At 66.6% G+C, this 26,538-nt stretch carries 23 protein-coding genes and 1 pseudogene; 3 read left to right on the top strand and 21 right to left on the bottom strand.

The features are described from left to right. The first annotated feature begins 56 nt into the window (after positions 1–56). Both ARTB_RS07110 and ARTB_RS07105 read left to right on the top strand, forming a co-directional pair. The gene (locus tag ARTB_RS07110) at positions 57–683 is read left to right on the top strand and encodes a thymidine kinase (RefSeq protein WP_028276920.1); all 627 of its coding nucleotides are present in this window, start codon (positions 57–59) and stop codon (positions 681–683) included. A gap of 153 nt (positions 684–836) precedes the next feature. Beyond that, positions 837–1,670, top strand: coding sequence for an alpha/beta fold hydrolase (locus ARTB_RS07105; RefSeq protein WP_028276921.1), 834 nt, complete (start codon positions 837–839; stop codon positions 1,668–1,670). A gap of 442 nt (positions 1,671–2,112) precedes the next feature. Here ARTB_RS07105 and ARTB_RS07100 read toward each other — a convergent pair whose 3' ends face one another. Beyond that, positions 2,113–2,541, bottom strand: a complete 429-nt coding sequence (locus ARTB_RS07100; RefSeq protein ID WP_243178315.1) for a hypothetical protein — start codon at positions 2,539–2,541, stop codon at positions 2,113–2,115. 450 nt (positions 2,542–2,991) lie between these two features. On the opposite strand from ARTB_RS07100, the gene ARTB_RS07095 reads away from it, so the two are divergent. Then, positions 2,992–3,366, top strand: a complete 375-nt coding sequence (locus ARTB_RS07095; RefSeq protein ID WP_243178314.1) for a hypothetical protein — start codon at positions 2,992–2,994, stop codon at positions 3,364–3,366. 49 nt (positions 3,367–3,415) lie between these two features. Here the strand turns inward: ARTB_RS07095 and ARTB_RS07090 are convergent, their stop codons facing one another. The 20 genes and pseudogenes from ARTB_RS07090 to ARTB_RS06995 all read right to left on the bottom strand — a co-directional run bounded on the left by ARTB_RS07090 (position 3,416) and on the right by ARTB_RS06995 (position 26,443). Then, positions 3,416–4,621: an IS110 family transposase gene (locus ARTB_RS07090; protein WP_243178313.1), complete on the bottom strand. Its 1,206-nt coding sequence runs from the start codon at positions 4,619–4,621 to the stop codon at positions 3,416–3,418. A gap of 362 nt (positions 4,622–4,983) precedes the next feature. Next, entirely contained in the window at positions 4,984–5,580 is a 597-nt protein-coding gene (locus ARTB_RS07085; RefSeq protein WP_243178312.1) for a recombinase family protein, read from the bottom strand. A gap of 200 nt (positions 5,581–5,780) precedes the next feature. Then, entirely contained in the window at positions 5,781–6,104 is a 324-nt protein-coding gene (locus tag ARTB_RS07080) for a hypothetical protein (protein WP_243178311.1), read from the bottom strand. Then, positions 6,101–8,260 (bottom strand): RHS repeat-associated core domain-containing protein, encoded by a 2,160-nt coding sequence (locus ARTB_RS21750; protein ID WP_243178310.1) that lies wholly within the window; start codon positions 8,258–8,260, stop codon positions 6,101–6,103. The genes ARTB_RS07080 and ARTB_RS21750 overlap by 4 nt, the downstream gene beginning before the upstream one ends. A 42-nt stretch (positions 8,261–8,302) precedes the next feature. Next, the gene (locus ARTB_RS07070) at positions 8,303–10,183 is read right to left on the bottom strand and encodes a DUF6531 domain-containing protein (protein WP_243178309.1); all 1,881 of its coding nucleotides are present in this window, start codon (positions 10,181–10,183) and stop codon (positions 8,303–8,305) included. A gap of 1,073 nt (positions 10,184–11,256) precedes the next feature. Then, positions 11,257–12,300: pseudogene (locus ARTB_RS07065) on the bottom strand (IS110 family transposase); the annotation flags it as partial. A 316-nt stretch (positions 12,301–12,616) separates the two neighbouring features. Continuing rightward, complete coding sequence (locus tag ARTB_RS07060; RefSeq protein WP_243178308.1) at positions 12,617–14,125, bottom strand: MDR family MFS transporter; 1,509 nt, start codon at positions 14,123–14,125, stop codon at positions 12,617–12,619. A 184-nt stretch (positions 14,126–14,309) separates the two neighbouring features. After that, positions 14,310–15,212 (bottom strand): pantoate--beta-alanine ligase, encoded by a 903-nt coding sequence (gene panC / locus ARTB_RS07055; RefSeq protein ID WP_243178307.1) that lies wholly within the window; start codon positions 15,210–15,212, stop codon positions 14,310–14,312. Position 15,213: 1 nt separating this feature from the next. Continuing rightward, positions 15,214–16,134 carry a Rossmann-like and DUF2520 domain-containing protein gene (locus ARTB_RS07050; protein ID WP_223914698.1) on the bottom strand — a complete coding sequence of 307 codons (921 nt, stop codon included), beginning with the start codon at positions 16,132–16,134 and terminating at the stop codon, positions 15,214–15,216. Continuing rightward, on the bottom strand, positions 16,127–17,725 hold the full coding sequence (locus tag ARTB_RS07045; protein ID WP_243178306.1) for a PH domain-containing protein: 1,599 nt from the start codon (positions 17,723–17,725) through the stop codon (positions 16,127–16,129). Before ARTB_RS07045 ends, ARTB_RS07050 begins: the two co-directional genes overlap by 8 nt. A gap of 18 nt (positions 17,726–17,743) precedes the next feature. After that, on the bottom strand, positions 17,744–18,256 hold the full coding sequence (locus ARTB_RS07040) for a PH domain-containing protein (RefSeq protein ID WP_243178305.1): 513 nt from the start codon (positions 18,254–18,256) through the stop codon (positions 17,744–17,746). After that, positions 18,237–18,761, bottom strand: coding sequence for a DUF3180 domain-containing protein (locus ARTB_RS07035; protein WP_028276927.1), 525 nt, complete (start codon positions 18,759–18,761; stop codon positions 18,237–18,239). Before ARTB_RS07035 ends, ARTB_RS07040 begins: the two co-directional genes overlap by 20 nt. Further along, entirely contained in the window at positions 18,758–19,327 is a 570-nt protein-coding gene (folK, locus tag ARTB_RS07030) for a 2-amino-4-hydroxy-6-hydroxymethyldihydropteridine diphosphokinase (RefSeq protein ID WP_243178304.1), read from the bottom strand. Before folK ends, ARTB_RS07035 begins: the two co-directional genes overlap by 4 nt. Next, positions 19,324–19,683, bottom strand: a complete 360-nt coding sequence (gene folB / locus ARTB_RS07025; protein ID WP_223914703.1) for a dihydroneopterin aldolase — start codon at positions 19,681–19,683, stop codon at positions 19,324–19,326. Before folB ends, folK begins: the two co-directional genes overlap by 4 nt. A 12-nt stretch (positions 19,684–19,695) precedes the next feature. Further along, entirely contained in the window at positions 19,696–20,637 is a 942-nt protein-coding gene (gene folP, locus ARTB_RS07020; protein WP_243178303.1) for a dihydropteroate synthase, read from the bottom strand. Between the two features lie 11 nt (positions 20,638–20,648). Further along, a complete protein-coding gene (gene folE, locus ARTB_RS07015; RefSeq protein WP_230007204.1) occupies positions 20,649–21,293 on the bottom strand; it encodes a GTP cyclohydrolase I FolE in 645 nt (214 codons plus the stop codon). A 9-nt stretch (positions 21,294–21,302) separates the two neighbouring features. After that, positions 21,303–23,369 (bottom strand): ATP-dependent zinc metalloprotease FtsH, encoded by a 2,067-nt coding sequence (gene ftsH / locus ARTB_RS07010; protein WP_028276931.1) that lies wholly within the window; start codon positions 23,367–23,369, stop codon positions 21,303–21,305. 198 nt (positions 23,370–23,567) lie between these two features. Beyond that, positions 23,568–24,119, bottom strand: a complete 552-nt coding sequence (gene hpt / locus ARTB_RS07005; protein WP_018774939.1) for a hypoxanthine phosphoribosyltransferase — start codon at positions 24,117–24,119, stop codon at positions 23,568–23,570. Positions 24,120–24,149: 30 nt separating this feature from the next. Further along, a complete protein-coding gene (gene tilS, locus ARTB_RS07000; protein ID WP_243178425.1) occupies positions 24,150–25,184 on the bottom strand; it encodes a tRNA lysidine(34) synthetase TilS in 1,035 nt (344 codons plus the stop codon). Positions 25,185–25,282: 98 nt separating this feature from the next. After that, entirely contained in the window at positions 25,283–26,443 is a 1,161-nt protein-coding gene (locus tag ARTB_RS06995) for a zinc-dependent metalloprotease (RefSeq protein ID WP_028276932.1), read from the bottom strand. Positions 26,444–26,538: the final 95 nt, after the last annotated feature.

Below are 26,538 nucleotides of genomic sequence, written 5' to 3'. Positions count from 1 at the left end.
GGGCTGCGACGCGACCGACCGCTAGAATCGGGGGCGACCCTTTCGAAAGGACCCCCTTGGCCAAGCTCTACTTCCGCTACGGCGCCATGAACTCCGGCAAATCTACGGGGCTTCTGCAGGCCGCCTTCAACTATGAGGAACGCGGCCAGCGGGTCCTGCTGGCCAAGCCGGACGTGGACACCAAGGGCGACTCCGACGTCGTGTCCCGCCTGGGCATGACCCGTTCGGTGGACTTCCTGATCCCCGCCGGCGCGTCGGCCCGCGACCTGTTCACCGCCCAGGCCCACGGCGACGATCCCGACGCCCTCCTGCAGCACGTGGACACCCCGCCGGTGGCCTGCCTGCTGGTGGACGAGGCCCAGTTCCTGGAACCGGAGCAGGTGGACGACCTCTTCCGCATCGCGGTCCTGGACAACGTCCCCGTCCTCGCCTACGGTATCCGCACCGATTTCCGGACCCGCGCGTTCCCCGGTTCCCTGCGCCTGCTGGAGATCGCGCACACCCTCGAAGAGCTCAAGACCATCTGCCGCTGCGGACGGAAGGCCATCTTCAACACGCGCCGGATCGGGGACCATGTGGTGTTCGACGGGAACCAGGTTGCGATCGACGGCCAGGACGTCTGGTACGAGTCGCTCTGCGGCGCCTGCTACCTCGAGGTCTCCGGCGGCCGGCTGGGCAACTAGCGCGGGGCGATCATGCAGCGCCGCTGCGACGGGACCACAACTGAACTGCGGTCACAGTGGATTGCGGTCATAGTGGACTGCGCCGTGCTGGACCGGTGCCGTAGTGCACCGCGGCTTACTGCACTGGGGCGTGGCCTCGGCTAGGCTCGGAGCATGACCCGCGAGAACATCAGAACCCCCAACGGCGGAACGATCGAGCTTTTGAGCACGGGCGCCGAGCTCGCCTCGGCGGGTTCGGGCATCGTCGTCGTGCCGGCCTCGATGGTGACGGCCGCCGACTACACCCGTTTCGCGCAGAAACTCAGCGCATCACTGGGACGGCCGGTGCACACCTTCAACCGTCGCGGCCGCGGCTCGTCCTCCCCGCAGCCTGAGGATTACACCCTCGACGTGGACATCCACGACCTCGACGCCGTCATGAAGCACACCGCCAGCACGGACGTCTTCGGCCACAGCTTCGGCGGGGCAGTGGCCCTGCACGCGGCCCGCACCCTGCCGGTGGAACGGCTGGCCGTGTACGACCCCGCCGTGTCCGTCAACCACAGCGTCACGGCGGACTGGACGCCCGAATACGAGCGGGCGACCGCAGCCGGCGACGACGACCGCGCCCTCGCCGTCCTGCTCAAGGGCCTGGAGACCGGCAGCGCCCTCTCCCGGATGCCGCTGTCCATGCTGACGCTGGCGAACAAGCTCTCGGCGGGCACCCCGATCGGCAAGCAGCTGCGCGACCTCATGCAGACCGGCGTCCGCGAGATCAAGGCGATCATCGCCGCGGACATGCCGGCCGAACCCTTCCTGGAACTGCCGCTGGAAACGCTGATCATCGTGGGCGAGAAGAGTCCGGCCTATTTCGGGGTGGCCTGCGCCCAGATCCACGATGTCCTCTCCGGCTCCAGCTATACGATCCTGCCGGGCATGGGCCACGACGGTGTCAACAAGGCGCCGGACAAGCTGATCGCCGAGCTGAGCGCGTTTTACGCAGGCTAACCCGCACCACGCAACGCCCTATCAAGCAACGCTGGGTCAAATGGCGCCCATTCCGGAGGTCCGGACCGGCGCTAAGTCACCCCGCGACGCTTCTATGTCTGTCAAGCGGCTGGAATCGGGTGCTGGCGCGGACCATAGCGGGGCGGCTTTGGTGACCGGCCAGCTTCCCCTCTCCCCCCGACGCTTCTGTGCCTGCTGGCGGAGCAGCGCGTAGCTGTGGCCGACGGAGCCGGGGCAACCCGAAGGGCAAGCAGTGGATGGTTTGTGGGAGGAAATAAGCGAAGCGCCGACACAAGCCATCGGCTGCGCCGCCGTCCGCAGGACGGTTGAGCCGGTGGAGCGGGCACGTATGATCCGAAGGAATCTCAATGATGTTGTCAACGGATATTGGTGTGCCGCTCCGGCGTCCCGGCCGGTGGCGGCCGGGACGCCCAAGGTGCTTCTAGTCCGCCCAGCCCGGGTAGGGCTTCCGGTCCTGCTCCGGCAGCCTGGCCGCGGTGGCGGGGAGGTTGTCCGGGCCGTCGGACTGGCCGGAGGCCCAGTGGAAGAACACCTCGGCGGTGATCGCTTCGAAGCAGGCGTCCTGGGACCGGAACCAATAAGTCGCGGTGTCGCCTTCGACGTAGGTGCCGTAGCCGAACAGTTCCCCGTTCCCGTCACGGGTGCGGGCGACGGCGACGATGATGTAGGGCCAGGATCCGGCGTCCCAGCCCTCGCTGCCCCAGTTCGCCAGCACGGACCAGGCGGTGCCTTCGAGGGTGTCCATCCAGTCATACCCGTCCCCTGCCCGGTCGTCGGCGGGAAGGGCCGGGGCAGTGACAGGTTCGGCGGTGTCGGCCGTGACCGTGCCGGTCATGGTTTGTGTGTTCATGGGGTGATGCTCCGTTTCTTGGGGCGGGGCGGGTGCCTCAACAACCGGCTTCCTCTCCCCCACCATGTTTTTTGCCTGCTGGCGGAGCATCGCGTAGCTGTGCCCGACGGAGCCGGGGCAACCCGAAGGGCAAGCAGCGGATGGATTGCGGGAGGAAATCAGCGCAGCGCCGACCCAAGGCATCCGGTGGGCTGCCGTCCGCAGGACGGTTGAGCCGGTGGAGCGGGCACGTAAGATCCAACGGACAGCAGCAAAAAAGGAAAAAACCTTGTGCTGCCCGAGCGCAGCGAGGCCCTTTTCGTTCCAGCAGTGGGACCCTAAGCGGACGGCTTTTTGGCCCGATCAGAAGCTGCATGTTTCGTTGTACGGCCCATTAGGATTCGCAGTACCACCACGGTTCAGGGATGTGTCGAGCCGTGCATGTGACTGTGCCGAGACAAGGGGATCCCGATGGAGAGCATCTACGAGCTAAGCGAATCAATTCCCGTTCAAACGACAGCGCCAGAATCGATTGCGGTGCTGATGGCGGGATTGAGGGCTGCGGGCTACATTCCGCGCAACGAAGGCGAGTCGGTCTCCGTGCGTGAGGGATCGAACTTTTCTCTCCGTATATGGGGCACGATGCTGCCGTGGGGTCGAAAGAGCATTCCGATAGGAATGACCGTCACGTTGAAGGAGACGACCACGGGCACTGAGGCGGTTGTTCATGCCTATGACCGGCTCGGCTGGTACCTCGATGCAAAGACAAACCCGGTTCTCAAAGAGGAATCACAGCGAAAAATGGCGGTTCTCGTCGAACTGGCTCGGAAAATTCTTAGCACTTGAAATCGCTGAACGGAACGTTGCGCTCCGGTCCGGGCCCGGTGTCGACTCGTCAGGCGGCCAGTGGTTGTGCCTCCGCCGGGACTGGCGTGTAGGTGGTGCCGTCGCGGAGCATGGCCCAGAGAACGTTCAGTCGGCGGCGGGCCAGGGAGAGCATGGCCTGGACGTGGGTTTTGCCTTCGCCGCGTTTGCGGTCGTAGTAGGCCCGGGAGGCCGGGCAGGATTTCAGCGCCGATAGCCCGGAGAGGTAGAAGACCCGCAGCAGCCGGCGGTCGTAGCGGCGGGGGCGGTGGTGGTTGCCCGTAATCCGGCCGGAGTCCCGGGGTGCGGGGGCGAGTCCGGCGACGCCGGCGAACCGGTCCGCGGTCTGAAAGACGGTGAGGTCCCCGCCGGTAGCGCCCAGGAACTCCGCGGCCAGGACGGGGCCGAAGCCGGGCACGCTGAGCAGGGTCCGGGTGTGCCGGTGTTCGGTGACCTTCACGCTGATCAGCGCATCGAGCTCTGCCAGTTCCTCGTTCAGGGTGATGATCTCCCGTGCGAGGGCGGCGACGATCAGCTCCCCCATGTGCTGGGCCGGGACGGTGGTGTGCTGGGATTTCGCAGCATCCACCGCGGCCTGGGCGACCGCGGCGGACGAACGGGTGCCGTGTTTCTTCAACCAGGCATGGAGCCTGGCCTGGCCGGTACGGCGAATCCCGTCCGGGGTCCGGTGTTTGGTCAGCAGCAGCAGCGCTGCCTTGGAGCGGCTGTAGTCAAAGGCCCGCTCCAAAGCGGGGAAGTATTCGAGCAGCTGGGCCTGCAGGCGGTTGATCGCGCGGACCCGGTCCGCGGATTTGTCCGCCCGGCGGGCGGTCAGGATCCTCAGCCCGGTGCTGATCTCATCCCCGGCCCGCAGCGGCTGCAGATCGCGGCGCATCCTGGCCTGGTCCGCGATCACGGCGGCGTCTTTGGCGTCCGTTTTGCCCTCGCCGCGGTAGAGCTTGGAGGCGTGGTGGACGATCCGGCCCGGGATATAGAGGATGCTCTGGCCATGGGCGACGAGCAGGGCGATCAGCAACGCCGGGCCGCCGTGGTTCAGATCCGTTGCCCAGATGACCTCGTCCCCGTCCCCGAGCTTCAGAACGGCGGCGATGAGCTCGAGCAGGGCCGGTTCGTCGTTGGGGATTTTCTGCGAGAACAGACGGTTTCCGTCGGCGTCGATCACGACGCAGTGATGATGGGCTTTGCCGGCATCGATGCCGGCCCACAATTTCGCCAAAACAGCCTCCAGTCTGTCGGATGGGTGGAACCCGGCAGATAACCGCGCCGTCGTGTCCTTATCCGGCGATCATGTCGCGTCTCTCAATCAGCGGTCGGGTCATCGCGGGGTGGCGGGCGGCCAATCCTACGGAGCCGTCACGACGTGAATCGTCCGGCCACAGCAACAAAGCCATACCCGCCTCCCCTGGGTAGCCACGACCCTACAACGGCCACGGAACCACCCGACAACACCATAAGGACAGCAGCAATAAACAGAAAAAGGCTTCTACAGCCCGAGCGAAGCGAGGTCCGTGCAGTAGACCTGGTCGCTGGCTAAGGAGGTCGGAAACCGGAGTCTTCATGCAGCGCGTGGTTTTCGGGCTAGATTGTGGTGCTCTCGCTCGCGGCACCGGCTTGCTGGTGGCGGTAGAGCGTTGCGCGGCTCCAGCCAACGAGACGGGCGGCGTCCTCGGCGGTGCGGCCTTTGGCGCGAGCGTCCTGGGCGATCGCGAGTTTGTCGGCAATGACTGCGGGGTCGGAAAGCAGCCGCCCGAAACGTGTGCCGCTTTGCCGAGCGGCAGCGATGCCGGCATTGACCCGCTCGACGATGAGCTCGCGCTCATACTCGGCAAGGGTTGCGAGCATGTTCAGCATCAGCCGTCCGGTCGAGGTTGCCGGGTCGATGCCATCGGAGATGGACCGGACCTGGACACCGCGGCCGCGCAGCAAGGCCACAGTGTTGAGCACGTCTATCAATGATCGGCCCAGCCGGTCCACCCGCCACACAACGACCGTGTCACCCTCGACGGCGTACTCGAGGAGCCTCTTCATTCCGGGGCGCTCGGTCGCCGTCTTGCTTCCGGAGGTCACGTCGGCAAAGACATCACGTTCCTGCACACCAGCTGCAACAATTGCGTCCAGCTGGAGCTGGGCGTCCTGGCTGGAAGTACTGACCCGGGTGTAACCCAGTTGCCTCATGAAGCAATTCTGACTCGAAAAGTCGCCGACGCGCCCGCAGCGAGACGATTTACGGCGAGACGCCTTTACGAGACGCCGAGTACGCGGCTATTCCGTCTGCTCGCGCGACGGCCGTTGCCCCTCCCGAGGCCCGGGGACTGTGTCTTGAAAAGCTGTACGTTTACGAGACAATAGCTGGAATCATGAAGTGCTACCCGAACTCAGGCATCTTCCACGATGTCGTTGACTCTTCCCTCTCCTACAAATCGTCCGTCGTACCAGATTTGGAAAGCAACACCTTTGGAGGCATACAACCTTGATAAATCTGACCAGAAGATGAGCTTTCCTTCCGGCATCGAGTCGGGTCGAACATTCTCGCCGGCCAAATCAAGGATGGCACCGAATTGAACTGGCTCTTCCTCAGCCTCAGTCAGGGGAGGGAAGATCATGATCAAGGACGGCGTTGGGCTTGTCATTTCCGCCGCTAGACCACCGCTTTCTGCCGCGTAGAAGCAGAACTGTGCCGAGACTGTATGTGGGCTCATGGGCCGATCGGTCCTATGCAGATGACGTTGCAAATGGATGGAATATCTGCTGTGCGAACGAACCAGGCGGGGCCTTCGCTTGCGGCGTGAACAGGTTCAGCCCGGTCAATGACCGATCGAGGCGCTTGTCCGTGCGTGAGCGTTTGTTGTCCCTGGCCTAGTTTTATGTACCCCTGTCCCAAGTTTTCGGCTTGCCCCTGGGTCGGGAAGAAGTATTTGCCCATTCCTCCGGGCTGGACTCGGTAGGTACCTGACCTTGCAATTTGGGCTGCCTCATCTGACCCTACTACGCGCCAGACATCGACTAATTCATCTCCGGCTCTTGCCACCCTGGACATGGCCTTCGCTCCGGAAGCCGCGCCCTTGATGAGTCTCCCTCCTGGGACTACGGCTGCGGTTGAAAGGAGTACGTCGGCGACTGCGTCGCCGCAGGATCCTTTGCCGCTGTTACAGGTGTTATACGCCTGGATGGCTTTGGTTCCGGCGTGTATTGCACCGGCGGCGAGGGCTATGCCGCCAGCCATGGCGGCTATCGGTGCACCAACGCCGGTTACGGCTGCTGCGATGGCTATAACTCCGGCGACATCGGACACGATTCCACTGACTTGTTGGATGTTGCCGAGGGCCTCATTCCATGAGAAGAGGCCGGTGATGTCGATGTATCGAAGGGGGTTGGAAGATCCGTACGTATAGGTGCCGGAGGTGGTGGTGGCTGCGGCGGGGTCTGTAGTGAGGAAGATGCCGGCGTTTGGGTTGTATTGGCGGGCGCGGAGGTGTGTAAGGCCAGTGGGGTCTCGGTATTGGCCGAGCCAGCCCAGGGGCGGGGCGTTGGGGTTGTTCGGGCCGGTGACCCGGGGCCGGCCGTAGGGTTCCCAGGCCCCTACTGAGGTGACGGTCCCTGTGGCGTCGGTGAGAGCGCGGATGGATCCGAGCCGGTCAGTGTGGAAGTAGGCAGCCGTCCCGGCGGCGTCGTGGGCGGTGAGGGGCTGGTCGCCGTTGGTGTAGTGGCGGATAAGGGCGCCGTTGGTGTCCAGTTCGTTGGTCAGCTGGTAGAAGGGGTCCCATTCGAAGCTGGTTTTCGCGGTCCCAAGGGTGGCGCTGAGGCGGCGGCCGTCACCGTCGTACTGGTAGGTGGGGGCGCCTGCCGGGGTGGTGGCCGTGGCGGTGCGGCCACCAGTGGTGTAGGTGAAGGATGTGCCGCCGGCGGTGAGGGCCTGACCCTTCGGATCGTAGGTGTAGGTTGTGGTGCCGCCGGGGGCGGTGGTTTGGGTGCGCTGGCCTTTGGTGTTGTAAGTGTGGGTTGTGGTTGCTCCGTTGCGGACTTCGGTGAGGACGTTGCCGGCGTGGTCGTAGGTCCATTCCAGGACTTCGCTGCTGGCGGCGCAGGCGGTGGTGTAACAGGCCTTTGTAAGCCGGTCCCGGGAGTCGTAGCTGAACGTGTCGGTTGTACCGTCCGGGCGAGTGATGGTCAGGGGGTTGCCCGCGGTGTCGTAGGCGTACGTCTCGTCCAGGAGTATCGCGACGGTGGTGGCGTCGGTGATTCGGGTGAGCCGCCCGAGGTTGTCGTAGGTGCGGGTGGCTGTTGAGCCGTCGGCCCGCGCGATCGTGAGGGTATTGCCGTCCAGGTCGTGGGTGTAGTCCGCAACGACGCTGGTGCCGTTCTTGACTTGCGTGACCCGGCCGTCCGCATCGTATGTGTAGCCGGTGACTGCCCCATCGGGACTCGTAAGGCCGGTCAGCCGGGACCCGGCGTCGTAGGCGAGAGTGAAGGTCCGCCCGCCTCGAGTGACTGTGGTGAGCCGGTCCAGAGAATCGTAGGTGTAGGAGGTGGTGCCGTTGGGATCCGCCATGGAGACGCGGTTGCCGTTCGCATCGTAGGTATAGGTGACGTCGCTGTCCGTGCCCGGTAGATCGGCCCGTGTCAGCCTGCCTGCCGGGTCATACGTGTACGAGGTGACCGCGTTCTGCGGGTCCGTCACGGTCGCAATCTGGTTCCGCCTGGTGTAGGTGAGGGTATAGGTTCCCAGCGGGTTGGTCACCGTAGTGGCCCGGTTGGCAGCGTCGTATTGGAATGCCGTTGTCCGGCCCATTGAATCAGTCAGGGCTGTGATCTTGCCGTTGGAGTCGTAGGCCGTAGTGGTAGCCGGGACACTCACGTCCGGCCCCTGCACGCTGGTGACGTGCCCGGCCGCGTCGTACTAGTAGGTGGTGGAACGGCCGGAGGTGTCCGTGGCCTTGATGATCTGGCCATCCATGTCGTAATCAAGTGTCTCGAACTGCCCGGCCGGGTTGGTCGCCTTCACCATTCGGCCAAGGGCGTCGTACTCGTACCGCCAGGTGTACTGGGCCGGGTCCGCGCCGGCGGCGTTCCCTCGGGGGGAGACCATGCTGGCGACCCGTCCGGCGTTGTCGTAGCCCATGGACGTCACGGAGCCCAGCGGGGATGTGGTCTTGATGGGGTCCCCGTCGGAGCTGTATTCGAAGGTGCTGGTGTTGCCGCTCGGGTCCGTTGCGGAGGTGATGTTACCCATCGGGTCATAGGCCATCGAGCTGGTCTGGGTCCCGCCGGCGGGATTGGGACGGGCCAGTTGGGTGAGGTTGTTGGCCGCGTCGTAGCCGCGGGTGCTGCTGTTCCCACGGGCGTTGACCGTGGTCGTGGGCATGTGCTGGGTGTTGTACTCTGACCGGACTATCGGTGTGGTGCCCTGGAAGGACTTCACGTCGCCACCGGGGGTGTAGGACAACCCGTTGCGGATGCCGTCCGGCCCATACGTGGCGATCAGCCGCAGCTGGCTATCGTACTCGTACTCCGTGGCGTTCCCGACCGGGTCAATCCGGCGCTGCAGCACATTACCGAGGTAGACGTCCTTCCAGAGCCCGCCGCGGGAATCCGTCATGGTCGCCGTCGAGGCCGCCGGGTCCCAGGTGAAGACGTTGCGGTTGCCGAGCCCGTCCCACTGCTCAGCCACCCGCCCGGTGCTGTTGTCATACACGGTCTTGACGATCGTGCGGCCCGAAGGTGCCTTGATCTCCGAGAGACGTTGCCCGGCGTCGTAGGTGTAGGTGGTGGTCCCGGCCAGGGCGTTCGTGGCCCCGGTCAGCAGCCCGCCGGTGTAGCTATAGGTCACGGACTGCCCCGCCGAAGTCAGGGCGCCGGTGATGCGGCCCGCTGTGGTGTCCCAGGTGAATGAGATCGATCTGCCGCCGTCGCTGACCTGGGTCAGTCTTCCGCCTCCGTCATACATGTAGGCGGGTCCGCGACCCGAACCGTCAGTAAGTGCTGTCAGCCGCCCCGCGGCATCGAAGGAATGAACAAGCCCCGAGCGGGTGGTGACGGTGAAGGTCCCGTCCGCGTTCTGGGCCAGGCCGGAGGTTGCTCCTGGCGGTGCCGTGAAGCTGCCGTCCGCGTTCTTCGTGAACTTCAGCCGCTGGCCGGTGCCTGCTTTCAATACAGCCTCGGGCCCCTGCACGCTCAGGCGGATGTCGTAGCCCAGGCTCCAGCCTCGGCCGAACGGACCTTCCGCCGCATCGGCGGAGGTGTAGAAGCGGTTCAGGCTAAGGTTCCCAGTCTTTGACGCCAGGGCAAGGTCGGACTCCGAATGCACGAGCGCGCCAATCGCAGTGTTCACCGGGTCGGACTGCGAACCGACCGGCGCGGTCCCGAACTCCGAACCCCCATCCGGGCCATATATCTGTTCATCAGCAACAGACCCGGCATAGGTGCCCGTCCCGGTAACCCCGGCCGAGGGAATCGGCGGTGCTGCCGTGAGTGCTGGCGTGACCTTCGTAAAGTAGCCCGCTATGGACGGATTGCCCTGCTGATAGCAGGCGCTTCCGTTCACCAAGGCATACGTCACATCCGGGATGTACGTGGTTTGGAAGCTAAAGCAACCAGTCGGCGGGTCATCCACACCATGGCCCCACCAGTTATAGGCGAGGTCCTGTGCGTCCTGGTTCGACGGCTCATTCGACACCCCACCAATCAAGGCGTTCCCCCGCATGTCCAACTGCTGCCGGGTTGGGCCCGGCGAGCTGTTCGCGAGGACCGCTTTGGACACGTAGTTGTCGTAGAACTTCACGTTATTCGATCCGAGGAACGCTGCGGCGTAGCCCGAAATTGTGCCCTCAAAGACATTATCCGTGATCGCCCCGGTGGGAGCGCCAATGCCACAGTTGCTCTCAGAGAACCTGTTATTGGCGACCCGAACCTCTCCGGCCCCGAACTCGACTGAAACGCCCGCATACTGAGAATGGCGAACATCGCTGTTCGTCAATGACAAGACAGCACCCGCAGCTACCCGTAGTTCTGCATAGGGCCCGCAGAGGCCCCCCGACCCGTAGCCACCATACTGGACGACAGCGCGGTCCATCACCGACTGGGACCTCGCAGAATCGCTGAAATAAATGTGATACCAATCCCCCCGCTGGGGTGACGATGCAGCGCCGTCCCCATTGGTATCACCACCAACAGAGTCATCACGGTATGAAGTAAAGATCACCGGGGCAGCTGAAGATCCACGCACGGTCAGCTGCCCGTCGACGAAGATCTGACCATTACTGCTGGAAGTGTTCCCGATCTTCACGATGACGCCGGGCTCCATGGTCAAACGCACCCCGGCGTTGATTCTCAGCGTGCCCTGAACCCAATACGGCGATGCCGCCGCCGTCCACACTGCGTCCGCGCTAATTGTCTGGTTGGTGATCACCGTACCGGCAGCATGCGCAGACGGTAGAGGGCCAGCAATGCCCAGAAGACCGACAGGCCCCACCGCCAGGACCAGCAGTACGCTAAGCCACAGCCTCAGCACAGGGACAGGGTGAAAAGGGCAGACCGAACCAGACTCCGAGCAGTAGACATCCCCCAAGAACTTTCTACGAAAATGATCCGCGGCAATTCCCAGTTGCCGAAAGCCCGAACCCCCAACGAGTGATGCGCCGACCTTAGACCTCCCTGTCGTTTACCTGCAAGGATCTTGATCAAAACCTTAGACAAACCTGCGGAAAGGCCCACCACGTTTCTGAGGACCATGCATAACTTTCAGGCAGGCGCGCCCGGTCGTCTCAAAGCAAAGCCTGAAAGTTCGGAGGGTCCGGTCCCCAAAGGCCGACCATTCCAACAACGTGGAATGGGGGGTTCCGCAGCGGCGTAAAGGGCGTTGAGTTGGCGGTAGAGGGTTCTGGCGATGTAGCGCTTAAGGGATCTGCGGATTTCGCGGTAGCTGCGGCCTTCTTGGGTGCGTTTGGCGACGTACTCCCGCGTTCCGGAGTCATGGGTCATCCGGGTCATGGTGATGGTGTGCAAGGCCCGGTTGAGGCGCCTGTCACCGCCCCGGTTAAGCCGGTGCCTGACAGTGTTACCGCTCGAGGCCGGCAAGGGATTCACCCCTGCCAGCGAGGCGAAAGCAGCTTCGCTGCGAACCCTTCCTGGATGCGACCACGCTGTCAGGACAGTAGCGACCGTGACAGCCCCGGCGCCTACCATCTCCAACAGCGGCGCAGCGGGGCTTTGCTGGATCAGCTCTGTCATGCGTTTCTGGTTCGCAGCCAGCTGGGTGGTCACTTCGAGAATGCGGCGTGCCAACCGAACTGCTTCCTCGCGGGCGATCGAAAGTTCGACCGGTTCCTGTCGGTCCCGCCATCTGGTGATAGTGGCGATCTGGGCGGGAACCAGCGGTTTGCGGGCGTCGATCCCGAGATCATGGGCCCGGAGCAAGGCCAGGAGTGCGTTGGCATTCATTGTTCGGTCCCGGGTCAACTGATCCCGCGCTGCGCTCAGGATCCTAAGCGCAGCGCGGGTTCCTTCATCCCGTCGCGGAGCTCGGAGCTGGGACTCCTCCAGCCCCAGGACAGCGGTTCCGATGGCGGCGGCGTCCAGCGGGTCGGATTTGCCGATTCCCCGGCGCCCGCGGGCGTTCATCCGGGGAGCTTCGGCGACGTCGTAGCCGGCGTCGGTTACTGCCCTGGCCAGGCGCGCCCCGTAGGAGCCGATGCCCTCGACGGCCCATAGACAGGCCATGTCGCCGTCTGTCCGTCGGCCTACCCAGGCAAGTGCGCGGGAAATCCCTGCCGGGGTGGTCGGGAACTGCTCGCACGCGATCTGTCGCCTGGTGCTGGCCTCGATGATGGCGTACGTGTGGGTGCGGGCGTGGCAGTCCACGCCGATGACGAACGGGCGGGTCTGAGCAACGATAGTCAACGCAGCGACCCTCCTTCCTTTCGAACGGGCAAGAACGGCCGCATGACGGCCGACGTTGAACCTGGGAAGGGTCTCTTCGAGGCAAAACTGTGATGAGCCACAACCTGCAAAGGCTGGGCAAGCTTCTAATCAAGCCACCGATGTGGGACAGGCCAACACCGGCCGCTCCGCCCAGTGCGGACAAGTCGGGGGAAACGCACCCTCAAGGGGCAAATTGTTTTTCGAGTCACGCGCCCGGCAGAACGACCGGCATCAACACTGCCAGCTAGTCCCAGACCAACCACTGCAAGACTCACAGTTGTTTTTTTAATTGCAGCTAGTGGGCGGCCAGGTGTCCCGCGCCTTCGGTTTTGCGCATCATGGTGGACAGTACGACGGCGGCGACGGCTATGACGGCCGCCGTCAGGAATGCGGCATGCATGCCGGCGACCATGCCCGAGGCAACGGCCACGAAGGCGTAGATCGAGACCAGGAGCGCCGTGCCGGCGGCGCCGGCCACCTGCTGCAGCGTGCTCATGATGGCCGAGCCGTGGGAGTACAGGTGCGGCGGCAGCGGGTTCAGCCCCGTCGTGAAGGCGGGGGTGAACAGCAGCGCCAGGCCCAGGCTGAGTGCCACGTGCAGGGCGATGATCCACCCCAGCGGCGACGTGGCGTCCAGCATGGAGAACTGCCAGAGGGACAGCACCATCATGATCGAGCCTGTCACTGTCAGCGGCAGGGGCCCGATCCTGTCGAATACGCGGCCGATGAAGGGCCCCAGCAGGCCCATGGCGAGGCCGCCGGGCAGCAGGACCAGGCCGGTCTCGAGGGAGGTCAGGCCGCGGATTTCCTGCAGGTACAACGGCAGCAGGATCACCGCGCCGAACAGCGCGATCATGGCCACGACCAGCAGCAGCACGGAAACGGTGAACATCCGGAACGTGAAGGCGCGCAGGTCCAGCAGGGGGCCGCCGGTCTTCTGGAGCTTCAACTGGCGCAGGACGAAAGCTGCCATGGCCAGCACACCAACGGCCAGTGCCACCACGGCGGGGGTGCGGGAGCCTGCCTGGCCGCCGCCGATCTGGCTCAGGCCGTACACCAGGCCGCCGAAGGCGGGGACCGTGAGCACCACGGAGAGGGCATCGAGCCGGGTTTTCTCGGTCTCACCGATGTTGGTCAGATACCTGGCCCCGATGGCGAGCGCGGCGAGGGCGATCGGCAGCACGAAGACGAACATGAACCGCCAGGAAAAATGCTGGAGGATCAGGCCGGAAACTGTCGGGCCCAGTGCCGGCGCAACCGAAATGGCGATGCTGACGTTGCCCATGACGGCGCCGCGGCGCTCCAGCGGCACGAGAGTGAGGATGGTGGTCATCAGGAGCGGGAGCATGATGGCGGTGCCGCCGGCCTGGACGATGCGGGCCAGCAGCAGGACTTCGAAGCCCGGCGCGAGGGCGGCCAGCAGGGTGCCGCCGGAAAAGAGTCCCATGGCCAGCATGAACACGGCACGGGTGGTCAGCCGCTGCAGGATGAACCCGGTGGTGGGGATCACGACGGCCATGGTGAGCATGAAACCCGTGGACAGCCACTGCACGGTAGGCGCATCGATGTTCAGGTCCACCATCAGCCGCTGCAGGGCCACGTTCATGATGGTCTCGTTGAGGATCACGACGAAGGTGGCCACCAGCAGCGTGGCGATGATGGCCACGGACTCCCGGGGCATCTTTGCCGGCGCGGTGGGCGCGGTGGATGCCGCGGGCGCGGCCGGCGTGGCCGATCCGGGGATGGCGGGGGCAGCGCCCGGTGCGGGATCGCCAGAGGCGTTGGAAGAGACGTCTGTTGACATGGGAATTCCCTCAGGGAGTTTGGTGTGGGTCCGGCGAGCGTCGGCGCTGCTGCAGGTTCCAACAGTCTAGGGCCCGGGGGCATTCCCGTCACCGCGAAAACAACGCGGGTTCGGATAAGCCGATGACGGGCGGCGGCATGGGCCGTATCTGACCCCGCGTTGCGTATTGGTGGTGGGGTTGGGGCTACGAGTTCAGGGGCGCGTTGTCGATGAGGCGGACGGGCCCGACCTTGGCAGCGATGATCGCCAGCCCCTCGCCGCGGAACGGGGTGTCCCGGCAGTTCTCCGCCAGGGGCTCGAGGGTGCGCGGATCCACCACCTCGAAATAGTCCAGCTCCACGAGCGGCTGGGACCGGACGAGGGCCTGCGCGGATTCGATGTCCAGCGGCTCATGGGCGTTGGCGCGCTCCTCGATGAGCCGCAGCGCGCGGGAGAGCACCAGGGCCGCCTCGCGCTGGTCTTCGGAGAGGAATCGGTTGCGGCTGGACAGCGCCAGGCCGTCGGCCGAGCGCACAATGGGCACCGGCACGATCTCCACGGGAAAATTCAGGTCAGCCACCATGCGCTGGACCAGGGCCAGCTGCTGCGCGTCCTTCTGGCCGAAATAGGCGCGGTACGCGGGCTGGCCGCCCCCGGGCAGGCCGGCCCCAGGAATGCCGTAGTGGAGCAGTTTCGCGACGACGGTCAGCGCGCCGTCGAAGTGCCCCGGCCGGGACGCGCCTTCCCATTTTTCGCCCAGGGGTCCGGCAGTGATCCGCACAAGGGGTGCCCCGCCGGGGTAGACCTCCTCAACACCCGGCGCGAACGCCAGGTCTACCCCTTCGGCGTCGAGCAGCGCGAGGTCGGCGTCGAGGGTCCTGGGGTAGCGTTCGAGGTCCGCCGCCTCGCCAAACTGCAGCGGGTTGACGAAGATGGTGGCCGCCACGACGTCGTTCTGGGCGACGGCCGTCCGGGCCAGCTGGGCATGTCCCTCGTGCAGGGCGCCCATGGTGGGCACGAGGCCCTGGGACGTGCCGCCTTTCTGTGCCAGCAGCCGGGCGCTTGCGGCGCGGAGCTGGGCAGCAGTGGTGACGAGTTGGATTGCCATGTCAGGGTCCTTCCGGGGCGGGCGTCCCGTTCTGGCCGGGGCCGCCGAGCGCCTGTTCGATGCCGTCGAGTTGTTCCGGCTTCAGGAGCCCGCGGCTTCCTGCCCGGCGGGCTGTCGCCCGGGCCATGGCCAGGTACGCCTCAAGAATATCGCCGGCCGCGCCGCCGTCGTACTCGCGGAGGGCGCCGGCGTGCGCGGCCACCGTGCCGGTGTCGCCGCGGGCCACGGGCCCGGTCAGGGCCGTTTCACCGGAGGCGAGGGCGTTCTCGAGGGTGGCGCGCAGCAGCGGGCCCAGCATCCGGTCCGGGGCGTCGACGCCGACGTCGCGGAGCAGCTGCGAGGCCTGCGCCACGAGCGTGACCAGGTGGTTGGATCCGTGCGCGAGGGCAGCGTGGTAGAGGACGCGGTCGGCCTCGGCGATCGCGACGGGCTCGGCGCCCATTTCGACGACGAGTGCCTGGGCGATCGGCAGCATCGCTGCGTCGGCCGTGACGCCGAAGGTGCAGTCCAGGAGCCTGGTGAGGTCCAGGCTCATGCCCGTGAACGTCATGGCCGGGTGCAGCGCGAGCGGCACGGCACCGGCGGCGCGGACCGGATGCAGGATCCCGACGCCGAAGCGCCCGGAGGTGTGCGCCACGAGCTGGCCGGGCTGCCAGGCGCCGAGCTTGGCCAGTCCGTTCACCAGCGGGCCCAGGGCATCGTCCGGGACGGCGAGCAGGACCAGTTCGGCCCGCTCCACGATGTCCTGCACGTCCAGGATCGGGACGCCGGGCAGGAGCGTTTCGACGCGTTCTTTGCTGGCGTCCGAAACGGCGGACGCCCCGATGACGGCGTGCTCGGCTCCGCGCAGCGCCGCCCCCAGGACGGCGCCGACCTTCCCTGCGCCAATGATTCCGACGCCGAGGCGTCCTGGTTTAGCCATGATGCGGGCCTTCCTGGGGGTCTTCGGCGGGTGGTGCGGCCGGCTGGGCCGCCGGCTCCAGCCAGTGTTCGCTCTTTTGGTGCTTGCGCGCGGCACGGGCACGGGCCGACTGGGCATCGAACAGGGCCCGGGCCTCGTCGAGCCCGGCCTGGATGAGCCGCGGGGCCACCGGACCCGCCGTGGTGTGCAGGACCAGGTCCGCCACCCGGAACCGCCGGGCGAGCGGGCCCTGCTGGAGCGCCATGGACTGGGTGCGCTGGTGCGGCACCACCACGAAGTTCCGCCACCAGCGGCCCGACCTCAGGAGCAGGGCGGTCTCCGTTGCCGCGAAGCCGTTGCGCCGCCAGCCCAGCGGCGCCAGGAACCGGGCCCGGCGCGGGCTGGTGACGAAGCCGCCGTCGGGGTCCTTCCCCGCTGCGCTGTCCGGGGTCCCGGCAGGGTCCGCGAGGCCGGTGATCCCCGCGGTGAACAGCCCCACCGGGTCCGGGGTCCCGGGATCCGGGAGCACCAGGGAGAGGATTTCCATGACGTCGCCGAGGTATCCCACCGGAAGCAGCGTGGTTCGGGCCGATCCTTCGCCGGCGCTGCCGGCCAGGCCGTAGCCGGCCACGTTGACCTGGATCCGGTACCAGCCGAATATCCGCCACAGCGGCGGCTGGCTGACCTTCAGCGCCTGGATCCTGCCCGGCGGAACGGTCTGCGCCTGCGTGTCCAGCAGGCCGTAGCGCAGCCGGATGCCGTCCGGGGAGATGGCGGCCGTGAAGTTGTAGCCCTTGTTGAACGAGGACCAGTAGGAGGCGATGAGCCCGATCGCGGCAGGGATCAGGAAGACCGTGAAGTTCCGGTTTTCCGTGACGGCGGAGAGCATCACCGAGGCAATGCCGCCAGCCAGGATCACGACACTTTGTTCGCTCAGGAGCAGCGAGCCCACCAGGCGCGGCGGCGGCACGGTGAGCACGGCCTGTTCCGGGGCTTCCACGGCGGCGGCCGCCGGCTCTCCGGACTCCGGGTCTCCCGGCTCCCGCACCGGTGTCCCGCCCGCGGCACCGGAGGCGCGGGCCAGGATTATCGCGCGGAGCTGCCGGGCCTCGTCCGCGCGCAGGTACGCCAGGCGCACCGCGGACTGGCCGGCGTCGGCGACTTCGAACCGCAATTCAGCCAGTCCGAAGATCCGTGCAAGCAGGGGTTGCACGACGTCGATCGCCTGCACCCGGTCCAGCCTGGCCTGCCGCTGCTGCTTGAACAGGAACCCGGTGTTGACTCGCACGTAGCCGCCGGCCACCTGGTAGCGGGTGAAGTACCAGCTCAGGACGTAGCCGAGAACGGTCAGCAGAATCAGGGCGCCGCCCCCGAGCAGCAGCCAGGGCGCCCGTCCGGCCAGCCGCTCGTCAAAGAGCGGGCCGCCCTGCAGGAACCGTTCGAAACTGTCGCGTCCAAAAAAGAACAGCAGCGCAGCCAGCGCCACCCAGCCGCGGACAAAGGGCGAGGCGGGGTGTACGCGCAGCCAGCCGGCGTCGGCAGTTCCTTCGATACCGGATCCGACGGCGGTTGCGTCGGCGGCGCGTCCGGCATCCTCCGGTGTCAGCGCCATCCCGTCACGGCCTTCCCGTCACAGCCCGGCCAGCCGGGCTTCGCCGCGGGCGGACAGTTGTTCGCGGAGCCGGGCGCCTTCGCTCGCGGGCAGCCCGGGAATCTCGGCGCTGGTCGCGGCGGCCGCGGTGTGCAGCTTCAGTGTGCACAGGCCCAGCTGGCGTTCGACCGGGCCCACCGCGATGTCGACGTACTGCATCCGCCCGTAAGGAACCACGAGGGTGCGCTGGAAGAAAATGCCGCGCCGGATCAGGAGGTCATCCTCACGCTCGGCGTAGCCGATCGAGCGCACCTGCCGGGGAATCAGCGCGAGCCGCCACAGGGCCAGCAGCAGCGCGACCGCGGGGAGGGCGACGGCCAGCCAGACCGGCAGCCAGGTCCACACGCCGGTCAGCACCAGGATGAGGGGAAGCGACAGCAGGGCCACCGCGACCAGGGTTCCCAGCGCCCACCCCGCGAGGCGCACCGTGACGTACTTCGGGGAGACCCGGAGCCAGTCGATGCCCGGAGGATCAATCGCTTCGGTAGGCATATTCGCCTTCCGCCGACGGCTTGCTGCGCTTTCCCTGCACGCCTGGCCGGGAATCGGCGTCGCCGTCCTCGGGGGGAATCCGGCAGAACCGCTCGACGACGAGCCCGACGATCACCATGATCAGGCCGCCGCCAGCCATGGCCAGGGCCTGCCAGGTGATCTCCTGGTTGCTGCGCAGGTTCCACAGCCTCAGTTGCTCCACCACGATTCCCGCGTGCCAGCCCAGCAGGACCGAGCCGGTGTAGGCGCAGGCCTGCGCGAGGACCAGGGTCCAGGCAGCCAGGATGGGGTTGAGGATTTTCTTCTTCTTGCCGTTGCGCCACCGGAGCACGCGGATGCCCAGCACCAGCGTGAGGGCCACGATCACGCCCATGGTCACCAGGCCCGTCAGCGGCAGCACCGGGGTGGCCAGGCCGTAGCGGCCGGAGAGCATGGTGGCGAACCAGCCGGCCACGGCCAGGACCACGCAAATGGCTAGCAGGAGCAGGGGGCTGGTCAGCTTCACGGCCGCTCCGCCGCACCGGGCACGCCGGTGATCTCCGTGGCAGTGACATCCGCTGCGGCGGGGTTCTGGAAGCCGTCAAAGGTGGCAAGGTCGGCGAAATCGGCGGCTTTCGCCGCGAGATCGCCCACGCGTTCGCCGTTGAGCTCCGCCGCGGGATCGATCAGCGACCACGGATAGAGCACGAACGCCCGTTCCGCGGCCCGGGGGTGGGGCAGGGTGAGCTCGGGATCGGAGCTCACCACATCCCCGTACGTGATGATGTCCACGTCCAGGGTCCGAGGCCCCCACCGGACCTCGCGCACCCGCAAATGCTTCTGCTCCACGTCGTGGCAGTGCTCGAGCAGTCCGAGCGGCGGCAGCGACGTCTCGACGGCAATCACCATGTTCAGGAAGTCGGGCTGGTCCGGCGGACCTCCCACGGCCTTGGTCTGGACGATCGGCGAGATGGCCAGCAGGCGCACCTCCGGCGGGTCGACGAGGTCTGCAACGGCGGCGGACAGGGTGTCGCTGCGCTCCCCCAGGTTGCTGCCGAGCGCGATCACAGCACGGGTGTAGAGCGGGCTCACGTCCGCCTCCGGTGCACGCTGACGGCGACATCGCCAAAGTCGACTTCGATCGGGGCCTTGGGCTTGTGCACGGTGATGTCCACGGCGGCGACGGCGAATTTCTGCAGGACGTCCTCGGCAATCCGCACCGCGAGGGCCTCGATCAGGTTCAGCGGCTCACCGGTGATCCAGTCCCGGATGCAGTTGGCCACCTCGCCGTAATGCGCGGTGTCCAGGACGTCGTCGGAAGCGGCCGCTTTGCTGAAGTCCAGGTGCAGCACCGCGTCGACAACGAAGGGCTGCCCGTCGCGGCGCTCGAAATCGAACACACCGTGATGGCCGACGGCGGTGACGCCGCTCAGCGTGATCTGATCCATGGTGCCGGCCGGTCAGTTGGTGCCGGCGTTGGCGGAACCGGCCGGTGCCGGGGGAACCATGCGGGCGGCGACCTTGACGGCGTCCAGGCTCGCGCCGACGTCGTGCACGCGCACAGCCCAGGCGCCGCGGAAGGCGCTGATGGCGGTCATGGCGGCGGTGGCGGCGTCGCGTTCAACCGGCTGGGCGGCCTTGCCGGCCACGGTCAGGAGGCTGCCGAGGAAGCGTTTGCGTGAGCCGGCGACGAGGACCTTGTGGCCCATGGCCTGCAGGACATCCAGGTGCTGCAGGAGCTCCCAGTTCTGGCCCTCGTTCTTGGCGAAGCCCAGTCCCGGGTCCACAATGATCTGTTCCGGCGCGACCCCGGCGGCGTACAGCTTGTCGCGGACGCCGGCGAGCTCCGTCACGACTTCCCCGGCGACGTCACGGTAGTCCGTCAGGGAGTTCATGCTGCTGGCGTCGCCGCGGCGGTGCGTGAGGATGTAGGGGACCTTGGTGCGGGCGGCGAGTTCGGCCATTTCCGGTTCCATGGTCAGGCCCGAGACGTCGTTGATGATCGCGGCGCCGGCCTTCAGGGCCGCGGCAGCCGTCGCGGCGTGGGTGGTGTCGATGCTGACCAGGGCGCCGGCCTTGACCAGGGCCTCGATGACCGGCAGGACGCGGCGCTGTTCCTCGTCAGCGCCGACTGCCGTGGCACCCGGGCGGGTGGATTCGCCGCCGACGTCAATGATGTCCGCCCCGGCGTAGAACATCCGCAGCCCGGCCGCGATCGCCGTGTCCGCCGTCGCGTGGGCTCCGCCGTCGCTGAAGGAATCAGGGGTGACGTTGAGGATTCCCATCACCAGTGTCCGGTCCGTGGGCAGGTCCTGGAACTTCGCCGCCGGGCGCGGTTTGCGCAGGATGGGCAGGGGCGAAGTGGCGGGGCCGGTGCCCGGGGCTGCAGCTAGGGAGTCCATGGTCTGTGTTCTTACCTTCCGAGTATGAGGCTCATGGCTTCGGCACGGGTGGCCGGGTCATGGAGTTGCCCGCGCACTGCGCTGGTGACGGTCTTGGCGCCGGGCTTGCGGATTCCCCGCATGGACATGCACAGGTGTTCACATTCGACGACGACGATCGCGCCACGCGGATTGAGGTGCGTGACGAGGGCCTCGACGATCTGGGTGGTCAGGCGTTCCTGGACCTGCGGGCGCTTGGCGAACATGTCCACCACGCGCGCCAGCTTGCTCAGGCCCGTGACCTTGCCGTCGTGGGACGGGATATAGCCCACATGCGCCACCCCGTGGAACGGCACCAGGTGGTGCTCGCAGGTGGAATAGAACGGAATGTCCTTGACCAGCACGAGTTCCTCGTGCTCGAGGTCGAAGGTGGTGGCCAGGATCTCGGCGGGGTCGTGGTGCAGGCCTGCGAACATTTCCACGTAGGCCTTGGCCACCCGCTTCGGGGTGTCAATGAGGCCGCCGCGGTCCGGGTCCTCACCGATCGCCAGCAGGATTTCCCGTACTGCCGCTTCGATCCTGGGGCGGTCCACTTTGGACTTTGAATGCGGGGCTCCCCCGTCCCCCGCCGAAGCAGCGGCGGGGGCGGGAACGTCGTCGTCGAAGTTAGAAGTCACAGAAGAAGCCTAGCCGGGATGACCATCAGTCCCGATATCTGTTGCACCGCCCTGGAAGGACTCCTGCCCGCCGACGCCCTGGGCATGCGGGGGCTGGGCATCCAAGGGCTCTTCGAGCCGGGCGTGGGTGGCTTCCTCCTGGGCTTCACGCTCCGCCTTTTCGCGGCGTGACTCCACCGGGCCGGCGGTCTGGAGCGTGCGGGTCTCCTTGGAGAGCCAGACGTCGCGGAAGTCGCGCTTGCGGATGTGGGTGAATATTTGCGCGATTTCGGCCTGGTTCAGTGTTTCGCGTTCGAGCAGTTCCAGCGCCAGCTCGTCCAGGACATCCCGGTTCTCGGTCAGGATGGCGTAGGCCTCATCATGGGCGCCGTCGATCAGGCGGCGCACTTCCTCGTCGACGATGTAGGCGATCTGGTCCGAGTAGTTGCGCTCGTGGCCGGCGTCGCGGCCCAGGAACGGCTCGCCGCCGCCCTGGCCGAGGCGCACCGATCCGACCCGTTCGCTCATGCCGAACTCGGTGACCATCTTCCGGGCGATCCCGGTGGCCTTCTCGATGTCATTGGATGCACCCGTGGACGGATCGTGGAAGACGAGTTCCTCGGCGACGCGGCCGCCCATGGCGTAGGCCATCTGGTCGAGCAGCTCGTTGCGGGTGATGGAGTACTTGTCGTTTTCCGGGACCACCATGGTGTAGCCGAGGGCACGGCCGCGGGGCAGGATGGTGATCTTGGTGACCGGGGCGGAGTTCCGCAGGGCAGCCGCGACGAGGGCGTGGCCGCCTTCGTGGTACGCGGTGACTTTGCGTTCGTGTTCCTTCATGACCCGGCTGCGCTTCTGCGGGCCGGCCATGACGCGGTCAATCGCCTCGTCCAGGGCGCGGTCATCGATCAGGTTGGCGTTGGACCGGGCCGTCAGCAGGGCGGCCTCGTTCAGAACGTTGGCCAGGTCCGCGCCCGTGTAGCCGGGTGTCTTCTTGGCAACAGCCTTGAGGTCGACGCCGGCAGCCATCGGCTTGCCCTTGGCGTGCACCTGCAGGATCTGGTCGCGGCCGATCAAATCGGGGGCCTCAACCCCGATCTGCCGGTCAAAGCGGCCCGGACGCAGCAGGGCGGGGTCCAGGACGTCGGGGCGGTTCGTGGCGGCAATCAGGATGACGTTGGTCTTGACGTCGAAGCCGTCCATTTCCACCAGCAGCTGGTTCAGGGTCTGCTCGCGCTCGTCGTTGCCGCCGCCGATTCCGGCGCCGCGGTGCCGGCCGACGGCGTCGATCTCATCGACGAAGATGATCGCCGGCGCGTTGGACTTGGCCTGCTCGAAGAGGTCGCGGACACGGGAGGCACCCACGCCGACGAACATTTCCACGAAGTCGGAGCCTGAGATGGAGAAGAAGGGTACGCCGGCCTCGCCGGCAACCGCGCGGGCCAGGAGGGTTTTGCCGGTGCCCGGGGGGCCGTAGAGCAGCACGCCCTTGGGGATTTTGGCGCCAACGGCCTGGAACTTGGCCGGTTCCTGCAGGAATTCCTTGATCTCCTCGAGTTCCTCGACGGCCTCATCGGCGCCGGCGACATCGCTGAAGGTCACCTGGGGCATGTCCTTGTTGACGAGCTTGGCCTTGGACTTGCCGAACTGCATCACCTTGGAGCCGCCGCCCTGCATCCGGGAGAGCAGGAACCAGAACAGGACGCCGAGCAACAGCACGGGCACCAGCAGGGAGAAGAGCCCGGAGAACCAGTTGTTTTCGATCGGCTGGTCGGTGAAGCCGCCGGACGGTTTGGAGTCCGTGACGGCCTTGACGACGTCCTGGGCGCGGGCGTTGACGAAGTAGAACTGGACGTTCTTGCCCTTGTCCTGCCCGTCGACCTGAAGGTTGTCCTTCAGGACCAGGTCCACCCGGTTCTCGGCGTCAAAAATCTTGGCCTGTTCAACCTTGCCGCCGGCTGTCAGCAGCTCAAGGCCCTTGTCGGTGTCGATCCGGCTGGCGCCGCCCGGCGCAAGCGTGGCAAATGCCAGCAGCAGCATGGCCACCACGACGACAATCCAGATGCCGGGGCCCTTGAAGAAACTCTTAGCTTTCATCTGTTCGGGGCTGGCCCCGTCCCTCCTGGTAGTGCTGCACGGCGACCGGTCTGCGCGCGTGTGGTGCTGCGTCAGCTTCTAGCTATACACCGTCGCACTACCTCACGCACGGCAAAGGGCAAAAGTTCCCTGTGGGCGTAGCGGGGCCGGGCCTCCGGCCGCCCGGGGCCCGGGCGGGGTTGCCTTCGCGTGAACGATTTACTCGTAGACGTGCGGGGCCAGGGTGCCGACGAAGTCCAGGTTGCGGTACTTCTCGGCGTAGTCCAGGCCATAGCCCACCACGAACTCGTTGGGGATGTCATAGCCGACGTACTTGACGTCGATCTTGACCTTGGCGGCAGTCGGCTTACGGAAGGCGGTGCAGATTTCCACTGACGCCGTGCCGCGCGATTCCAGGTTCGTCTTGAGCCAGGACAGCGTGAGGCCGGAATCGATGATGTCCTCGACGATCAGGACGTCTTTGCCCATGAGGTCGGTGTCGAGGTCCTTCAGGATGCGGACCACGCCTGAGGACTGCGTGCCCGAGCCGTACGAGGACACGGCCATCCAGTCCATGGAGACGTGGGTGTGCAGCGCACGGGCCAGGTCTGCCATGACCATGACGGCGCCCTTGAGCACGCCGACGATCAGGAGGTCGCGGCCCTCGTAGTCCTTGTCGATCTGCGCCGCGAGTTCGGTGATCCGTTGCTGGATCTGTTCCTTGGTGTAGAGAACGTGTTTGAGGTCTGCCTGGACGTCGTTTGAATCCACCAATGGCTCCTGTGTAGATGCGGGGTGCGACTAATTTCGGGGCGGCTGTTGAGGCCGGAATACAAGCTTCCCACAGCGGGCGGCTTCGCGGGGAACACCGGCGGCGGACGGCTCCGCCGCAAGGAGCTGCGCGAGCGAGAGCCGGAAGACGCTGACCCCGCCGGGAAGCTCCACCGGGCCGGCCGATCCCTGCCGGCGCAGGAGCGCTTCCGCCGCGAGCAGCCGCTGGTAGCTGGGCTGCTGACCGCCGACGGCGGCGGCGGCCTTGGCGATCACCCGGAACCTCACGGCCGGGGCAAGATCCCTCAGCCCGGCCTCCGGAAGGCTGATCTCCTCCCCTGTCTGCTGGCGCAGCCGCTCGAACGTGTCGTTCGCCACGTCCTCCAGATAATCGGCGTCGAGCTGCAGGATCGCGGCCGTGCGGGCGAGCGATTCGGCAACGCCGGGGCCAAGCTTGTCCTCCAGCAGGGGCAGCACCTCAACCCGGGTCCGGGAACGCGCGTACACGGGATCGGTGTTGGACGGGTCGTGCCAGGGCTCCAGGTCCTCCACCCGGCAGATCTCCAGGGTGTCCGCGCGCCGCAGGCCCAGGAACGGGCGCAGCAGCCGGCCGCGGGCCGGCCGCATCCCGGCGAGGGACCGGGTGCCCGACCCGCGCGCCAGGCCCAGGAGCACTTGTTCGGCCTGGTCATCGAGGGTGTGGCCGAGCAGGATCGCGGCTGCACCTGCCTCGTCCGCGGCGGCCTCAAGGGCCGCATGGCGGGCGTCCCGGGCGGCGGCCTCGGGGCCCGCGCCGCTGGAGGCGACGTCGACAGTCCTGATCGTCACGGGAGAGATCCCGAGCTCCTCGAGGGTCCGGGCCGTGGTGGCCGCGACCGCGGCCGAGCCCGGCTGCAGCTGGTGGTCCACGACGACGGCGCCGACAGAGACAGGATGGCCGTCCACGTGGCCCCGGCGCCCGAAATAGGCGGCGACGGCGGCGAGAGCCAGCGAGTCCGGGCCGCCGCTGCAGGCAACCAGGACGCGGTCCGGGTAGCCGGCCGCGGCGAGGGCGTCCTGCAGCATTTTTCGTGCCGTGCCGACCACCGGCGCGAGGCGGCCGGGCCGGCGTCGTCCGCTGGAAATCGAGGTCGAACCGGCGCCGTCGGGGGCAGTCATGGCGGCTAGAGGCCCATCCGGTCGAGCCAGAGCCGGGAGTCGTGGATCTCGGGTTCGCTGGGGAGGTGGTCCGCGGACTCCCAGACTCTGTTGAAGCCTCCCATGCCGGCGGCGGCCACCACTTCCCGGACGAACTTGGCGCCGTCACTGTACTGGCGCATCTTGGCGTCGAGGCCGAGCAGGTTGCGGATGAATTTCTCGATCATGCCGCGGTCCTGGCCGCGGTCGTTGAAACGTTGCCGGATGGTCTTCACCGAGGGAACGATGCTGGCGTCCACGGCGTCCATGACCACATTGGCGTGACCCTCGAGCAGGCTCATGAGGGCAGTCAGGCGGGACAGGGCCGCCTTTTCCTCCGGGTTCTGGAGCAGGTCCAGGATGGCGCCGCGTCCGGGCGCGGCGCCGGGTGCCGCGCGGTCCTTCAGCGATTTCGCGGCCGCCGAGGCCCGTTCCATCAGGGAATCGACATTGCCCAGCAACAGTCCGCTGAGGTTTTCGATCTCCTGGAGCATGTGGTGCCGCAGCCACGGTGCGGCGGCGAACTGCACCCGGTGGGTTTGTTCGTGGAGGCAGACCCAGAGCCGGAAGTCCGCGGGTTCGACTTTCAGTTCGCGTTCCACGGAGATGATGTTCGGCGCTACGAGCAGCAGCCGTCCGGAAGCGGGGGCCGTGGAGTTTTCGGCCAGCGCTGAGAAGGGATCGTACTGGCCCAGGACTTTGCTCGAAAGGAAGGCCAGGATGGCGCCGAGCTGGCTGCCGGTGATGGCCGCGCTGACCCCGGCAGCGCCGGGGCTGATGGAACCGCGGCCCTCCAGCAGCTTTCCCATGGCGGGCTTGAGCATGACGGCGAAGCTCTGCGTGTTGGCCTTGGCCCATGAGGCCCGGTCCACGACGAGGACCTCGGAGTCACGCAGGTCCCGGGCGGCGTCCAGGCCGGTGATGTGGTGGACGTGCGGCACGGAAATGTCCGCCATGAGCCGCAGATTTTCGACGGCGGCGCCGATCTCGGCGCTGCCCAGGACGGGGCCCGCCGGCGTCAGCCGGGCTGCCGTGGACGCGGCGAGCTCCCAGTTGATGAGATCCGGGACCTGGACCGATGCCGCACTCGGCGTCTTGGGTGATGTCTCGCTTGATGTCTCGCTTGCAGAGGACTCCATGGGGTCCATCAGATCACAGGGCCCCGACAATGCGCCTTAATTTTCGCTGACCGGCGAACCGGCCGGGCTCCGGGACCTCCGGCCGAAGGGCCAGACCGGCGCGA

Origin of the sequence: Arthrobacter humicola, assembly GCF_022803015.1 — a bacterium.
In the GTDB taxonomy this organism is placed as follows: domain Bacteria; phylum Actinomycetota; class Actinomycetes; order Actinomycetales; family Micrococcaceae; genus Arthrobacter; species Arthrobacter humicola_A.
The sequence above is the reverse complement of the archived record's forward strand: the minus strand, read 5'-3'. Positions and strand labels throughout refer to the sequence as shown.

Coding starts and splice junctions, on each gene's coding strand:
- ARTB_RS07105 (WP_028276921.1), top strand. CDS start 837: ATGACCCGCGAGAACATCAGAACCCCCAACGGCGGAACGATCGAGCTT.
- ARTB_RS07100 (WP_243178315.1), bottom strand. CDS start 2,541: ATGAACACACAAACCATGACCGGCACGGTCACGGCCGACACCGCCGAA.
- ARTB_RS07095 (WP_243178314.1), top strand. CDS start 2,992: ATGGAGAGCATCTACGAGCTAAGCGAATCAATTCCCGTTCAAACGACA.
- ARTB_RS07085 (WP_243178312.1), bottom strand. CDS start 5,580: ATGAGGCAACTGGGTTACACCCGGGTCAGTACTTCCAGCCAGGACGCC.
- ARTB_RS07080 (WP_243178311.1), bottom strand. CDS start 6,104: ATGAGCCCACATACAGTCTCGGCACAGTTCTGCTTCTACGCGGCAGAA.
- ARTB_RS07060 (WP_243178308.1), bottom strand. CDS start 14,125: ATGTCAACAGACGTCTCTTCCAACGCCTCTGGCGATCCCGCACCGGGC.
- panC (WP_243178307.1), bottom strand. CDS start 15,212: ATGGCAATCCAACTCGTCACCACTGCTGCCCAGCTCCGCGCCGCAAGC.
- ARTB_RS07050 (WP_223914698.1), bottom strand. CDS start 16,134: ATGGCTAAACCAGGACGCCTCGGCGTCGGAATCATTGGCGCAGGGAAG.
- ARTB_RS07045 (WP_243178306.1), bottom strand. CDS start 17,725: ATGGCGCTGACACCGGAGGATGCCGGACGCGCCGCCGACGCAACCGCC.
- ARTB_RS07040 (WP_243178305.1), bottom strand. CDS start 18,256: ATGCCTACCGAAGCGATTGATCCTCCGGGCATCGACTGGCTCCGGGTC.
- folB (WP_223914703.1), bottom strand. CDS start 19,683: ATGGATCAGATCACGCTGAGCGGCGTCACCGCCGTCGGCCATCACGGT.
- folP (WP_243178303.1), bottom strand. CDS start 20,637: ATGGACTCCCTAGCTGCAGCCCCGGGCACCGGCCCCGCCACTTCGCCC.
- ftsH (WP_028276931.1), bottom strand. CDS start 23,369: ATGAAAGCTAAGAGTTTCTTCAAGGGCCCCGGCATCTGGATTGTCGTC.
- tilS (WP_243178425.1), bottom strand. CDS start 25,184: ATGCTGCAGGACGCCCTCGCCGCGGCCGGCTACCCGGACCGCGTCCTG.
- ARTB_RS06995 (WP_028276932.1), bottom strand. CDS start 26,443: ATGGACCCCATGGAGTCCTCTGCAAGCGAGACATCAAGCGAGACATCA.